Here is a 13,814-nt window from a genome sequence, read left to right as displayed (position 1 = left end):
CGCCTTACCGGGGGATTGAACAGTGCGCGCGGGTGTTTTGCTTTTTGTGACTTTCCCGTGCGATCGCCATGGATTTTAGTAGAAAAACTACATACTTTCCATCTGGAAAACCCTTATTTCTTTGTGTGGCTTTTGCTGAAAGGCCGAAATTCAGTCGCTTGCCCTGCGGTCAGCCGTCTCGATGAGTGATTTTCTTGTAGTTTTTGTACATTTCGGCCGATCAGCTATAGTCCGTGCAATTCCAGCATAGGCGAGATTACCGATGTTGCTGTCCCAAGTCGAAGCAATGCGCGAGCAATTGCGCCCGTCCGAGCGAAAGCTCGCAGATTACGTTCTGGAGGCCCCGCGGGAAGTTCTCGATCTCGCAATGACCGACTTCGCTGTGCGCGCGGGCGTGAGCCAGCCGACGATTGCGCGGTTTTGCCAGGCGCTTGGATTTTCGGGATTCCGTGAGTTCAAGATCCGGCTGGCCCAAAGCATTGCCTCCGATGTCCCCGCCCCCGCTGTCTTCCGCGATGTCCGCGCCGACGAACCTGCCGCCGGTGTCGCGGCGAAAGTGCTGGACCGGACGATCGGGGCGCTGCTGCAGGTGCGCAACAGTTTGTCGTCGGATAGCGTCGCGGCGGCGATCGCATTGCTCGCAGAGGCACGACGTATCGAGTTTTACGGCGCGGGCGGATCGGGCATTGCCGCGCTCGATATCCAGCACAAGTTTTTTCGGCTGGGCGTGCCGAGCGTCGCGTATTCCGATCCGCATACATACACGACATCGGCGGCGCTATTAGGCGCGGGCGACGTGGTGGTGGTGATATCGAATACGGGCCGCACGCGTGACATTCTCGATGCAGTGAAATCAGCACTGGCGAGCGGTGCAAAGGTGATCGCGATCACGCATGGCAACTCGCCGCTGGCGCGCATGGCAAGCGTTGGGCTTTTTGCCAACGTCGACGAAGACACGGACATATTCTCGCCGATGACCTCGCGCGTATCGCACCTGGCGATCGGGGATATTTTGGCAGTGGGGGTCGCGCTCGCGCGCGGGCCGGAGTTTGCGGAACGGCTCGCTGAGGCTAAGGACGTGCTGGATAAACGACGCGTGGGAAATTGAGGTACGGCTCAAACGAAAAAAAGCGGGTCCTTCCGAAGAAGAACCCGCTTGAAGATACTACGGTACAGCAGAACAATTTTCTAAACTGATTTTCCTACGGCCCGGTCCTTGTCGAACCGGGCCTCAGGGGTCAAGCTCAACTTACCACTGGTACGAAGCACCTGCGCCAACCGTCGTACCTGCCGCGCTCCAGCCTGCACCCACGCGAACCTTGATGTTTTGCGTGATACGAGCCGTGCCGCCGATAGCCGTTGCTGCATAGCCCTGGAACGTGCCACCGCCGATACCGATCGACAACGTCTTGTTCGCGTCGACGTCCGGGATCATGGTCAGCGCAGTGGCTGCCGCAATACCGCTGTACGCCTTGCGAGCAACACCGCCCACCGCCGAATTCATCTGGTTCAGGTTGACTGCATCCGTACCCTTCGTGCCAGCTGCCACGTTGGTGATCTGACGCTCCTTACCTTCCGAACCCATCGAGACCGTGTTGTCACGATCCGCCACCGAGCCTGCGCCCAGTGCGACAGCGTTGGTTGCCGGAGCCGTAGCACCGTTACCGATAGCAATCGAGTCCTTGCCGCTGGCGTTCGAGTTACCGCCGATGGCAATAACGCCGTCAGCCGTACCGCTTGCACCACCGCCAATCACAACTGCGTGATCGCCGGAAGCCGATGCGTTGTCGCCCATGGCGATTGCGTCGTTGCCCGAGGCCGAAGCTGCAGCAGGTGCTCCGTCTACGCCGTTCGCACCGTTCGTGCCATTCGTACCGTTGATGCCGATACTCGTGGAACCGGTCGATGCGATGTTCTGAATCGAATCCTGCAGGGAGGCAACCGTGTTGTTCGTATCGAACAACTGCTTGCCCGTTACTGCGTCGGTGCTGTCAGCCGACAACGTTGCATCCTTCAGGTTGGTCAAGGTGGCACCTGCACCGTCCTTGCCCAGCGTGATCACGTCGTGTGCAGACGTGTCGTACGACACTGCATTCGGCGATGCCACGCCGCCGGCATTGGTGATGTTATTCACCGTGGTTTGCAACTGCGTCAGGCTGTTCGTGTTGTTGGTGACTCGGCCATCAAGATTCGATACTGCGTCGCCAACATTGTGAACCGGCTTGCCATCAACAATGAACGAAGGCTGCGTGATCGTGCCGTCGCCGTTCAGCGCAGCGCCGCCGCCGATAGCCGTAGCCAGACCGCTCGCCGCGTTGTACAGCTGCGAACCGTTGACTGCGTCGACGCTCGACGAGGTCAAGTCGCCGTTGGCTACACCGGTGATCTTGCGAGTATGAGCATTGCTCGACACGTTGATCACGTTACCGCCAGTGTTTGCACCAATGGTGATGTCACCGTCCGTGTTGTCCTTCTGCATGACCAGACCTGCGCCTGTCGTCGTGTTGATCTGCGTCTTCACGTCGTTCAAGCTCGTGTCCAGCGAGGTCAATGCGTCGCCCACAGTGGACTGCGTACCGTTCTGGACATGATACGTCGGACCCGTCACAGCACCCGTCGTTTCATTGACGCTTGCACCACCGCCCAAGCCCGCAACCACCGGCTTCAACTGGCTCAACGCCACTGCCGACGAATCCTTCGTACCGGCGGAGATGTTGATCAGCTCACGCGTCGTATTGCCCGTGCCTGCAAAGTCCACGTGGGTGCCGCCGACCGCGCTGGCCACCATGACATCGCCCGTACCGGTTTGCGTAACCAGACTCGAACCGCCCGTGCCGACCGATGCGATTGCTGCATTCAACTGACCGTAGTTGACTGCATCCGTCGTGGTCGTACCTGCTGCCACGTTGACGATCTTGCGTTGCGTACCCGTAGCGGTACCGCCTACGGAAACAACGTTGTCTTGCGAACCATCGCTGCCGCTACCCAGGACCACGGAGTTTGCGCCCTTTGCGGAGACTTGGTTACCGAGATAATAGGAATTATCCTAATTCATAATCTACGTTGCCCCAAAACAACAAGAGAACGTTAAATCATTAAAATTTATTCACATTATCTTCGGAGACAAGTTTTTACCTTTTACATTCAGTCGTTTCAAAACACCCTTTAAAAACAAAAACGTCCACCGATGCGAATTTCATCAGCGGACGTTTATATGGCCAGCCACGGCCGATCATGGTTAATAGGTTAGATACGCCATGGCAAGTCAGCTTGCGCCGTCAATCAGCCACTGATTCAATGTCCCATTATTTAAATGGATTTTAAGAATTGCTTGATATGCGTCGAACTGGGTCGTGACCTCACTAACCTGGTTGTTATAAAAATCGGCTTCCGCGAGCAAGACGTCGACCAACGTGCGCCGGTTCAGGTGATACCACTGCTCGAAGAACTGCTTGCGCACCAGATCGGTTTCCGTCGATAACTGCGCATACAGCTGGGCCCGCGTTGCAAGGGCGATCGCATCGCGGTGGGCATCGCGGACACGAAATTCCGAATCGAGCTGCAACTGATCGCGCTTGTCGCTGCTCGATGCCGCACGCGAAAGCGCCGCACGCTCCGCCGCGCGCTGGCTGCCGCCCTGGAACGGCGTCCAGGTGAGCTGGAGCATGGTGGTCCACGGCTGCACGTTATTAAAGGAATCGTGCGCGGTCGTCTTGTTGATCACCCAGTTCAACTGCGGCAGCGAAGCTGCCCGTACCGATTTCGCCGTCAGGCTTGCAGCAGCGGCTTCGGCCGTGGCCTGCTCGATGGCAGGATTTTGTGCGACGGCAGCAACGGCGCTGTCGAGTGGATCAAGACGCAACTGCCAGCGCGTGCCATGCGGCATTGCCGTTTCCTGATCGCCAACGAGCTTGCGGGCGTTGAGTTCGAGCGAGCGAACCTGCGCGGCGACTGTATCCTGCGACGTCTGCGCCTGCAGCAGGCGCGCTCTTGCCTGGCTCAACTCGCTCAGGCGGCCTGGATCGACCTTGGTAATTTCGACCAGCATGTCGACCAGCGCCGACATCCGTTTCACATAGCTGTCACCGGCGGCGTAGACCGCGCGGTATTTTGCGAGATCCACGAGCGTCGACGAAACGTCATATGCATTCTGCTGCTCGATTGTTTTCAGATAGAACTCTGCCGCTTCCGCGGTCTTCGAGCGACTTGCAATATTCTTGCTCGTCTTCCCCCAGTCATACACCATGGTCGTGACGCTGACATTGGCCGAGGCACGGTTGCTGTCATCGAATGTCGTATGGGATCCTGTCAGTGCCGGCGAATTGCCCCCGACCTGAACCTGCGGCCAACGCTGGCCCTTGACCTGGTCGACATCGTATTTCGCGGCTTCCCAGTCGTTGCGTGCCTGGCGGATCGCCGCGTTGCGCTCTGCGGCGGTATCCACGGCCCCACGCAATGCGCTGCGCACCGCCTGCTCGGGAACCACGGAACGATCGACCTGTGCTTTCGCACCTTCCTTGTCGTCGAGCCAGTCCGCATAGCCGCGGTCAGCATTGCGCGTCTTGCGCTGACCCTTCACCTCGGCGGGCGTGTCCGCATCCAATCCCGCAGGCGCAGGCCCCGGCTTGATGTCTTCGACGCGCATGGGCGGCAACGCGGACGGCGCGGCCAACATGGTTTTGGAGGGTGCCACGATGACTGGTTCCTGCGCCGTCGCGGCGGATCGCGCCATCTCGGCGCGCATCGCCTGCAGGTCAGCCTGCATGTCATGCGCGGGGTTCTCTGCAAGCGAAGGACGGATCGGCGAGGCCGATACACCCACTACAACTTGTTGCCGCGCAATCTGGACCGGCCGTTGCGCCACTGGCGCGCTTACTGCCGCCTGCACCGGAACGGTAGGCGCAAAACCCATGTCGGCGAAACCGCGCGGACGCGGTGCCGCGTTGACAGGTGCCGCCGGCGCAATGATCCGCGTAACAGCTGGCTGCACCGGCTGGGCGGTATGCGCCACCGGCGCCAACTCGTTGCCACCGTTCGGCGATGCGCTGATGGTGCGCAATGGCGACGCCACTATGGCCCTGGGCACCGTTGCAGCACCATTCGACAACTGCGCGTTCTGCGGAAGCCACGCCATGTCGTCAAGCGCTGACTTCGCTTTGGCGACCGACGGCAGTGCTGCCATTGCAACCACTCCGGAACCGACCAGCACGCCAAATGACGAAACCAGCGGCCGGCGGCGATAGACATCTTTGATAAGTTTCTCTTCGCCGCGGTCAGGCCGGGCGATGCGTGTTGTATTTGACATGATGCTTATCTCTCGCGGAACGCTTCACGCGATTTGAAAATCGGTTTCAGCAGGTACGAAAGGACTGTCTTTTCGCCCGTGCGAATCTCGACGTTGCCGGTCATGCCTGGAATGATCGGGAGGTGCTTGCCTGCCGCCGTGAGTTCGCTTTTATCGGTCAGGACCTGGACGCGGTAATAGATTGCATCGGCCTTTCCGGGCGCAGCTTTTTCATCGACGAGCGTGTCCGGACTGATGTTGATCACATGCCCTTTCAAGCCCCCATAGATTCCGAAGTCATAGGCCGAAACCTTCACCATGGCCGGCAGTCCCGGCTTGAGGAAAGCAACATCCGAAGGCTTCACGTGTGCTTCGACGATCAACTGGTCCGCGAACGGCACGATGCTCATGATTTGCTGACCAGGCTGGATCACGCCGCCGAGCGTCGTCACCTTGATGTCCTTGATGGTGCCTTTGACCGGCGCCACGAGCGTCGTACGCTTCAGCACGTCGGCGCGTCCAACGAGGTTCTCCTTGGTCTGCGAGAGTTCCAGCTCGAGCCGCGACAATTCGTCGTTGGCATCGGCCTGATACTTGTTGCGGCGCTCGACGATCTGCGATTGCAGGTCGTTTGCACTACGTTTCATGCGCAATACTTCGGTTTCCGAAATAAGACCGCGTCTGGACAGCGGCTCGGTCATGTTCAATTCGTTCATGGCGAGCGTGTAGCTGCGCTGAAGCGACGACACGCTATCTTCCAGCGCCCGGCGACGGGCCTGATAGGCCATTGTTTCGCTTTGCACGACCGTCTGGTCTGCGGCGACATCGGCAGGAAAAACGAGGGCCGTATGGAACGCTTCGGCTTTGAGGCGCGCCACTTTGCCTTGCAGGCCGATCAGCTTCGACAAGCCTTCTGCGTAGCTCGAGTCGGCACGCTTCGGATCGATATTGAGCAACAGTTGGCCTTTCTCGACCACATCGCCTTCCTTCACGCGCATGTCCGAAAGAATGCCCCCCTCCAGGCTTTGGATGATCTGCTCCCGGCTCACAGGAATGACCTTTCCCTGAGCCTGCGTGACTTCTTCAACACGGGCGAATTTCGCCCAGACCAGACCGCACACCATGATGGCGGCGACCAGATAAAGCACGATCATCGTGCCGGGAATGGATTGCGCCAGCAGCGATTCGCGCAGATCGTTCATGTACGCGGCGTGTGCCGGGTGAATGCGCGGTGCGGCGTTCTTGCGGCGGCCAGCCGGTGTCAGGCCGCGAATCCAGCGGCCAATCTTGGTAAGTGTTTTCATGCTGTTTCCTTCGTGGCGCTCGCGGCTTCATGCCCGGACGTCGCGTGTGTGACGGCCGGCGTGCGCAACGCGGCCAATACATCTTCTTTCGGACCATCGGTGACGACCCTGCCGCCATCGACCACGATGATCCGGTCGACCAGTTGCAGCAAAGACGGACGATGCGTGACCACGACGAAAGTGGTGTCCTGCGTGGTGCTCGCCAGATCGCGGATGAACGCGGCTTCGGTCTGGGTGTCCATGGCGCTGGTGGGTTCGTCCATCAGCAGCAATTTCGGGCGCATGATCAGCGTGCGGGCCAGTGCGACCAGTTGGCGTTGGCCGCCGGACAGACCATCGCCGTTCTCGCCGATCTGCATGTTCCAGCCACTTGGATTGCTGGCAGCCATGGCGTCCAGCCCGGTGAGCTTCGCGACTCGCAGCAGTTCATGAATGGATGCATCGGGGCGGCCGATCATCACGTTCTGACGTAACGACCCGTAGAACAGGCGGCTGTCCTGTGCGACATAACCTACCGAAGCGCGGAAGTCGGACGGATCGATTTGCGATACATCGATGCCGTCGCTGAATAGCTGCCCGCTTGTCGGACGGTAAAGATTCGCCATGACCCGCAGCAGCGACGACTTGCCGCTTCCCACGCGCCCCAAAATCCCTACGCGCTCGCCGGCTTCGATCTTGATGTTGATGTTCTTCAGGAACTCGGGCGGCTTCATGCCGTTCGGAGATGGATAGTGAAAACCCACGCCCTTCAGTTCGATCGCGCCTGTCACCACCGGACCGTCGAGGTAATCCACTTCCGGATCGCGTTCGACCGGCTTCTTCATCAGAGCGCTAAGCGAATCCATCGCAGCCTTGGCTTGCTGGAAGCGCACGGCGAGACCCGTTACCTGGGCAAGCGGCGCCAATGCGCGGCTCGCGAGGATCACTGACCCGATCAACGCGCCCTGGGTCAGCTTGCCGTCCGAGATCAGGTACACACCGGCGACCACGATCATCACGGTTTCGAACTGGGTGATCCAGGTGACGAAGTTGGTGGCCAGCGTGGAGAGGCGCTTCGACTTCATCGAGGTATCGGAGGCCTTGGCCGAGAACAGCTCCCAGCGCTCCTGCATATAACGCTCGCCACCCGTGGCCTTGAGCGTTTCGATGCCTTCCACCGTTTCGATCAACACGCCCTGCTTCAACGACGATTCACGCAGGTTTTCCTTCATCGTCTTCTTGAGCGGCCACTGAATGAACAGGCTCACGCCGATAATCACCGGAATCAGCGCCAGCGGGATGAACCCAAGCGGCCCGGCGATCATGAAAATCACCGCAATGTAAAGCAACGTAAACGGAAGATCGGAGATGGTTGCAAGCGTTGCGGAAGCAACGAAGTCGCGCACTGATTCGAACTCGCGCAACTGGTTGGCGAATGATCCCGATGACGTCGGCTTGTGCTCCATGCGGATGGCCAGCGCCTGCTTGAACAGCATGGCGCCCATGATCAGGTCGGCCTTCTTGCCCGCGACATCGAGCACATGTGCCCGGACGTTGCGCGAAATGAATTCGAACAGCATGGCAATGGCCACGCCGATGGCGAGCGACCACAGTGTGACGAACGCCTGATTCGGCACAACACGGTCATAGACGTTCATGGTGAAGAAGGTGCCGGCAAGCGCCAGCACGTTGATCAGCAGCGCGCCGAGGGCGGCGCTCCAGTAATAACGGCGATAGCGCCACAAGGTGCTCAGCAGCCAGTGGCCGCTTTCCTTGGCTTCCGGGCGTCCGGCCCGCATGTCATTGCGCCCGACCGGTTTCACGAGCATGGCGAAGCCGGTGTAATTCGCCTTGAGCTGACTCACGCCGATTGCCACGACCTTCGAGCCGGCTTCCGGCAGGACGACGAGATAAGCCGCTTCCATTTCGTCTTCGGCTGGCTGCTGGCCCTCTTTGATTTGCGCTGCCGGCTTGATAAGCTTGACGTCGGTCGGCGAGCGGCCGATCAGCACACAACCACCATGGTCTTTTCTGAACAGGACGACGGGCAGCAACATGGGCGAGACTTCGTGTGGCTGGCGTTCGATCACGCCCACCGAAAAGCCCGATTGCTCCATGGCGAGTTGCGCCTGCTTCGGCGAAATAAAACGTCCCGCGGGCAAGCCCGACAGCATGGCCGCCTCGCTGGTCGGCTTGCCGTGATAGGCCGCCATCCATACGAGACTTCGCAGCAGGGTATCGTCGACCTTCTTCGATAACGCCAAGGCGTTGTCATCGTCCGGCTGAATGGGCGTTACTGCGCCCGGTACTTCATTTTTCATGGCTTTTGACTTTTGAGCGCCGGCGTGGATGATGCCCGTTGACCGGCCGAGGTGGATACGTCGCTAAATTGACGTGAAACGATTCGTCGCGGATTGCATTTATTTCAGCGCGTGCATTATCTGTACGGGCATGGACGCGGAAAATCGGAAGCGTCTTAAATACAAGACCGGAAAGGAATCCGTAATTGCTACTGGGCGCACTGATCTAATGCGATGGGTTGATTTTCGTTGTCGATGACTCGGAAAACCATGAGAAACGTCCTAATTAAACAGATGCCGGATAGGCGATTCCAAGAAGAACTTTTTGCAGCAGAATTAACGACTTATGCCGTAGGGAGACGTGAAGCGGAGGTTGCAACGTAAAAATCGCAGGTGAAAACGCCCGCGCCAGATCAGCCGTCGTTTCGCGTATTGAAAGTGCGGCTGTCGATTCGTGCCCCTGGTTACGACGCTGCGCCGGACAGAACGAAAGTCGAGATGAATTTGACCCGAGCGTTATTCAAAATCATGTTCGTATGTCTCGAGCGCACGCTGAAATATCAGCACGGCTGATTTAAGCTGCAACCTGCGCCTTGATCGGGAAAGCCCTTCGATGTCCATACCCTCTGTTTTGCTCGAAATCTGCGCCGGTTCCGTTACTTCATGCCTGGCGGCCCAAGCCGGCGGCGCGAGCCGTGTCGAGTTCTGCGACAACTTGCTGGAAGGCGGGACCACGCCCTCTTACGGCGCGATCCTGAGCGCGCGGGACAAGCTGCAGATTGCGCTGAACGTGATCATCCGCCCGCGCGGCGGCGACTTTCTGTATTCGGGCATCGAATTCGAGGTGATGGAGCGGGACATTCGCGCATGCAAGGAGCTCGGCGTGGATGGCGTGGTGCTCGGGCTGCTCACTGCCGACGGTGACATCGACGTGTCTCGTACGCGGCAACTGGTCGAACTGGCAGCCCCCATGGCGGTGACGTTTCATCGCGCGTTCGACGTCGCGCGTGATCCGTTCAAAGCTTTGGAGGACATCGTCGATGCTGGATGCAGCCACCTCCTCACCTCCGGGCAGGAAGCCACCGCACCGCAAGGCGCCGCGCTGATCAACAAACTTCGCGAGGCAGCCGGGGAGCGGATGGTCGTCATGCCCGGCGCCGGGGTGCGATTGAACAACATCGCGCAACTGGTCGCTGAAACCGGGTGCATCGAATATCACACCTCTGCCCGCGCGCCTGTGGCAAGCGGCATGCGGTATCGCAATGAGCGGGTAAAGATGGGGGGGCCGGGGCAGGATGAATATGCCATCGTGGAGACGTCGGCTGAACTTGTGAAGCAGATCATTGCAAAGGCGAATGACGGCTGAAATGCAGAACGCCGGCACTTGCGTCCGGCGTTTCTTCTAGTGCAACAAGCTTGAATTCAGAACGGCTTGAGAACAACCAGCAGTGTCGCGCCAAGCAAACCGAGCACAGGCAGTTCGTTGAACATCCTGTACCACTTGTCCGAGCGTTTGTTCTCGCCACGTGCGAACGTGCGCAGCAGGACGCCGCAGTAAGCGTGGTAAATAATGATCAGTACGACTATGGTCAGTTTTGCATGCATCCATCCCTGACCCTGGCCAATACCCACCACCAGCAAGAGCCATAACCCGCAAGCCAAAGCCGGCACTGCTATGAACGTCATGAAGCGAAACAGCTTGCGCGCCATGATCAGCAAGCGGGCGATGGCCGCCGGTTCCGTTTCCATTGCAAGGTTGACGAAGATGCGCGGAAGATAAAACAGGCCGGCAAACCACGAGGCCACCAGTACTATGTGAAACGCTTTGATCCAGAGCATCTGAGACATTTTCTCGCTTGGTAGGCGGGGTTATTGGCGAACTTCGCCGTGGCCTAGAACCACATATTTCATCGATGTCAAACCGTCCAGCCCGACCGGCCCGCGTGCGTGCAGCTTGTCGTTCGATATACCGATTTCCGCGCCCAGGCCGAACTCGAAACCATCGGCGAAACGCGTGGAGGCGTTGACCATCACGCTTGCCGAATCCACTTCGCGCAAGAAAGACATGGCGCGGTCGTGGTCTTCGGTGATGATTGCATCCGTGTGATGCGAGCTGTAAGTGTTGATGTGATCGATAGCGTCATCCACGCCGTCGACCAGTTTGACGGACAAGATCGGCGCAAGGTATTCCGTATTCCAGTCGGCTTGCGTGGCGGTAACGAGCGGGCCGTCGTAGCGCGCATTGTCGAGTACGGCACGGCTCGCCGCGTCCACGCGCAATTCCACGTCCTTCGCCCTGAATGCGTTGGCCAACATCGGCAGCGCGTCCGCTGCAATCGCGCGTGCGATCAGCAGCGTTTCCATGGTGTTGCAGGTACCGTACCGATGGGTCTTCGCGTTCACGCAAACATTCAGCGCCTTGACGAGATCGGCGCGGTCATCCACGTACACGTGGCAGATACCGTCGAGATGCTTGATCATCGGCACGCGCGCCTCTTCCATCAAGCGCGCGATCAGGCTCTTGCCGCCACGCGGCACGATGACGTCCACATAATCGGTCATGGTGATCAGCTTGCCTACCGCGGCGCGGTCCGCGGTCGCTACGACCTGCACCGCCTCTTGCGGCAAGCCGGCCGCCTCCAGTCCTTCGCTGATCAGTTTCGCCAGCGCGGCATTGCATTCGAGCGCCTCGGAACCGCCGCGCAGAATGGCCGCGTTGCCGGACTTCAAGCACAGCGCTGCGGCATCGATAGTCACGTTCGGCCGCGACTCATAAATGATCCCGATCACGCCGAGCGGCACGCGCATCTGTCCGACCTGAATCCCGGTCGGCCGGAATTTCAAACCACTGATTTCACCGATAGGATCCGCCAGCGCGGCGACTTGCCGCAAGCCTTCGATCATTGTGTTCAGTGCTTTCTCCGAAAGCGTCAACCGGTCGATGAACGCAGCGTCGTGGCCTTTATCCCGGGCGCGGGAAAGATCTCGCGCATTGGCGTCTTTCAGCGCGGCGCGCTCGCGTTCGATGGCATCCGCAATCGCCGCGAGCGCGGCGTTCTTGGCGCCCGTCGAGGCCCGCGCCATGGCGCGTGAAGCCCGGCGCGCGCGGCGGCCGAGGTCGGTCATGTATTCGTCGATGTTGGTCATCGTCATTCTCTTGGAACACTGGAGCGCCGAAAAGCGCAAAGATAAGCCTGATTCTAAGCCGATGTCAGCCAGGTCGCCGAGGTGGTGCGGGTTTCGGCGCATTGCCTTGCAGCGGACTGCCCGAGGACGCGACAGTCATCGCGAGTTCGAACATGCCGTCCCACACATCGGGTGGCGGATCGCCGGGACCGGCCCCGCCTCGCGGACCGCTTCCGCCGGACAGGCCTTTGACTTGCCGATCCAGCTTCGCCGCCAGCGATAAAGCCTTTTCCAGCGCCGCTTCGCTCACGCGCGTAAGCGCCGGCCCGATCAGCCGTTCGCGCGGTCCCCAGACGCGGTTTTCGCGCAGCAGCGTAGCGAGCGGTTTGCCCGCCGCAACGCCGCGTTTCATGCGCAGCAGCGTGCGCACTTCTTCGACCAGCGCCCAGATCACGAGCGTCCCTGCTTCGCCCTCGCCCTTCAGCCCGTCGAGCATGCGCGTCAATCGGCCGATATCGCCGGTGAGCATGGCTTCGTTCAGCTTGAACACGTCGTAGCGCGCGACGTTGAGCACGGCGTCGTGAATCTGTTCGAACGTGAGAACGCCGGTGGGGTACAAAAGCCCGAGTTTCTGTATTTCCTGATGCGCGGCAAGAAGATTGCCTTCCACCCGTTCGGCGATAAAAACCAGCGCCCGCCGCCCGTCTTCGCCTGGCGCAACCCGCTGGTTCTGCGCGCTCAGCCGCTGCCCGATCCACATGGGCAATTGCGCGCGCTCGACCGGATCGATCTTCATCGCCACGCCCGGGCCGCTCAGCGCCGTGAACCACGCGGACTTCTGCGTGGCGGCGTCGAGGCGCGGCAAGGTGATGAGCGTGAGGACGTCGGGGTTGTCGGCGGCGGCCAGCGTTTTCAGCGCCTCGCCGCCTTCCTTGCCGGGCTTGCCAGTGGGAATGCGCAACTCGACGAGTTGGCGGTCGCCGAAGAGCGACATCGACTGGCTTGCACCAAGGAGCGAACTCCAGTCGAAATACCGGTCGACCACGAATACCGAGCGGTCCGTGAATCCCTGCGCTCGAGCCGACGCGCGAATCTTGTCCGATGCTTCCTGCACGAGCAGATGCTCGTCGCCATAAACGACGTACAGGCCTTTCAGCCCTTTGGCGAGGTGCGCATCGAGCGCGTCGAGTCGAAGTTGCATGGTGTTTTCGGCGTGCGCGCTTAAAGCGGCGGCACAGGCAGCGGCGCACGCGGCGCGATACCCGGCAACGCTTCGCTCGGCGCCGGATGCAGCGACCGCACGACGGCGAGCCGGCGCGTCAGTTGATCGACGGCGTCGAACTGCATGTCGCGGAACAGCGTCTGCGCTTCCGTACCCTTCGCCAACGTGAACTGGTCGCTATAGGTCAGCGCGCGGTTCAAAGCGATCGTGCTCGACGGGATGAGAATGGTGCCGTCGGCGCCGGTCATCGAGTAAGACAGGTTGTAGTCGAGCTCGTATTCCTGCACGACCCCTTGCGCATTCAGGCTCAACGTCCTCATGCCGCTGCCACCGCTCAGCGAAAGGATGGCGTCGGGCTTTTCGGACGCCTTGACGATCACGGTATCGCTGCCGCCTTCCACTACGCGCTGCAGGCGTCCGAGCATCTCCGGCGTGCCGCCGACGATTGCCAGCCGCTTGAATGCGTAGTCCTGCTGACCGCGCAACTGAAAACCGCACGCGGACAGCAGCAACGCGCCGCACGCGAGCGACAGGACCGACCGTCGGCTGATCTTTTTGTGGGTCGAACTGAAGCCTTTGCTGCTCACAACGTCCTCCAG

Annotated in this window: 10 protein-coding genes; 2 read left to right on the top strand and 8 right to left on the bottom strand. The window is 59.9% G+C overall.

What is annotated here, in order from left to right; all coding sequences use genetic code 11:
- The first annotated feature begins 262 nt into the window (after positions 1–262).
- Positions 263–1,108: a MurR/RpiR family transcriptional regulator gene (locus AXG89_RS08645; protein ID WP_062169231.1), complete on the top strand. Its 846-nt coding sequence runs from the start codon at positions 263–265 to the stop codon at positions 1,106–1,108.
- 141 nt (positions 1,109–1,249) lie between these two features.
- Here the strand turns inward: AXG89_RS08645 and AXG89_RS08640 are convergent, their stop codons facing one another.
- From AXG89_RS08640 to AXG89_RS08625, 4 genes are all read right to left on the bottom strand, one after another.
- Positions 1,250–2,995 carry a YadA family autotransporter adhesin gene (locus tag AXG89_RS08640; RefSeq protein WP_062169229.1) on the bottom strand — a complete coding sequence of 582 codons (1,746 nt, stop codon included), beginning with the start codon at positions 2,993–2,995 and terminating at the stop codon, positions 1,250–1,252.
- 270 nt (positions 2,996–3,265) lie between these two features.
- Complete coding sequence (locus AXG89_RS08635) at positions 3,266–5,305, bottom strand: TolC family protein (RefSeq protein ID WP_062169227.1); 2,040 nt, start codon at positions 5,303–5,305, stop codon at positions 3,266–3,268.
- 5 nt (positions 5,306–5,310) lie between these two features.
- The gene (locus tag AXG89_RS08630) at positions 5,311–6,588 is read right to left on the bottom strand and encodes an HlyD family type I secretion periplasmic adaptor subunit (RefSeq protein WP_061998514.1); all 1,278 of its coding nucleotides are present in this window, start codon (positions 6,586–6,588) and stop codon (positions 5,311–5,313) included.
- Positions 6,585–8,888, bottom strand: coding sequence for a type I secretion system permease/ATPase (locus AXG89_RS08625; RefSeq protein WP_061998513.1), 2,304 nt, complete (start codon positions 8,886–8,888; stop codon positions 6,585–6,587). Before AXG89_RS08625 ends, AXG89_RS08630 begins: the two co-directional genes overlap by 4 nt.
- Before the next feature lie 592 nt (positions 8,889–9,480).
- On the opposite strand from AXG89_RS08625, the gene AXG89_RS08615 reads away from it, so the two are divergent.
- Positions 9,481–10,233 (top strand): copper homeostasis protein CutC, encoded by a 753-nt coding sequence (locus AXG89_RS08615; protein ID WP_061998511.1) that lies wholly within the window; start codon positions 9,481–9,483, stop codon positions 10,231–10,233.
- A 56-nt stretch (positions 10,234–10,289) separates the two neighbouring features.
- Here the strand turns inward: AXG89_RS08615 and AXG89_RS08610 are convergent, their stop codons facing one another.
- From AXG89_RS08610 to AXG89_RS08595, 4 genes are all read right to left on the bottom strand, one after another.
- Positions 10,290–10,706, bottom strand: coding sequence for a CopD family protein (locus AXG89_RS08610; protein ID WP_062000692.1), 417 nt, complete (start codon positions 10,704–10,706; stop codon positions 10,290–10,292).
- A gap of 30 nt (positions 10,707–10,736) precedes the next feature.
- Positions 10,737–12,014, bottom strand: a complete 1,278-nt coding sequence (locus AXG89_RS08605; protein WP_205583045.1) for a glutamate-5-semialdehyde dehydrogenase — start codon at positions 12,012–12,014, stop codon at positions 10,737–10,739.
- 64 nt (positions 12,015–12,078) lie between these two features.
- Positions 12,079–13,194, bottom strand: a complete 1,116-nt coding sequence (gene holA, locus AXG89_RS08600) for a DNA polymerase III subunit delta (RefSeq protein WP_062169223.1) — start codon at positions 13,192–13,194, stop codon at positions 12,079–12,081.
- 20 nt (positions 13,195–13,214) lie between these two features.
- A complete protein-coding gene (locus AXG89_RS08595; protein ID WP_062000691.1) occupies positions 13,215–13,766 on the bottom strand; it encodes an LPS-assembly lipoprotein LptE in 552 nt (183 codons plus the stop codon).
- Between the last annotated feature and the right edge of the window lie 48 nt (positions 13,767–13,814).

The sequence above is a fragment of the Burkholderia sp. PAMC 26561 genome (assembly GCF_001557535.2).
Taxonomy (GTDB): domain Bacteria; phylum Pseudomonadota; class Gammaproteobacteria; order Burkholderiales; family Burkholderiaceae; genus Caballeronia.
Note: the sequence above shows the minus strand (reverse complement) of the source record. Positions and strands in the feature narration are given on the sequence as shown.

Excerpts from the sequence above, each read along its gene's own strand:
- AXG89_RS08645 (WP_062169231.1), top strand. The coding sequence starts at position 263 with ATGTTGCTGTCCCAAGTCGAAGCAATGCGCGAGCAATTGCGCCCGTCC.
- AXG89_RS08635 (WP_062169227.1), bottom strand. The coding sequence starts at position 5,305 with ATGTCAAATACAACACGCATCGCCCGGCCTGACCGCGGCGAAGAGAAA.
- AXG89_RS08630 (WP_061998514.1), bottom strand. The coding sequence starts at position 6,588 with ATGAAAACACTTACCAAGATTGGCCGCTGGATTCGCGGCCTGACACCG.
- AXG89_RS08625 (WP_061998513.1), bottom strand. The coding sequence starts at position 8,888 with ATGAAAAATGAAGTACCGGGCGCAGTAACGCCCATTCAGCCGGACGAT.
- AXG89_RS08615 (WP_061998511.1), top strand. The coding sequence starts at position 9,481 with ATGTCCATACCCTCTGTTTTGCTCGAAATCTGCGCCGGTTCCGTTACT.
- AXG89_RS08610 (WP_062000692.1), bottom strand. The coding sequence starts at position 10,706 with ATGCTCTGGATCAAAGCGTTTCACATAGTACTGGTGGCCTCGTGGTTT.
- AXG89_RS08605 (WP_205583045.1), bottom strand. The coding sequence starts at position 12,014 with ATGACCAACATCGACGAATACATGACCGACCTCGGCCGCCGCGCGCGC.
- holA (WP_062169223.1), bottom strand. The coding sequence starts at position 13,194 with ATGCAACTTCGACTCGACGCGCTCGATGCGCACCTCGCCAAAGGGCTG.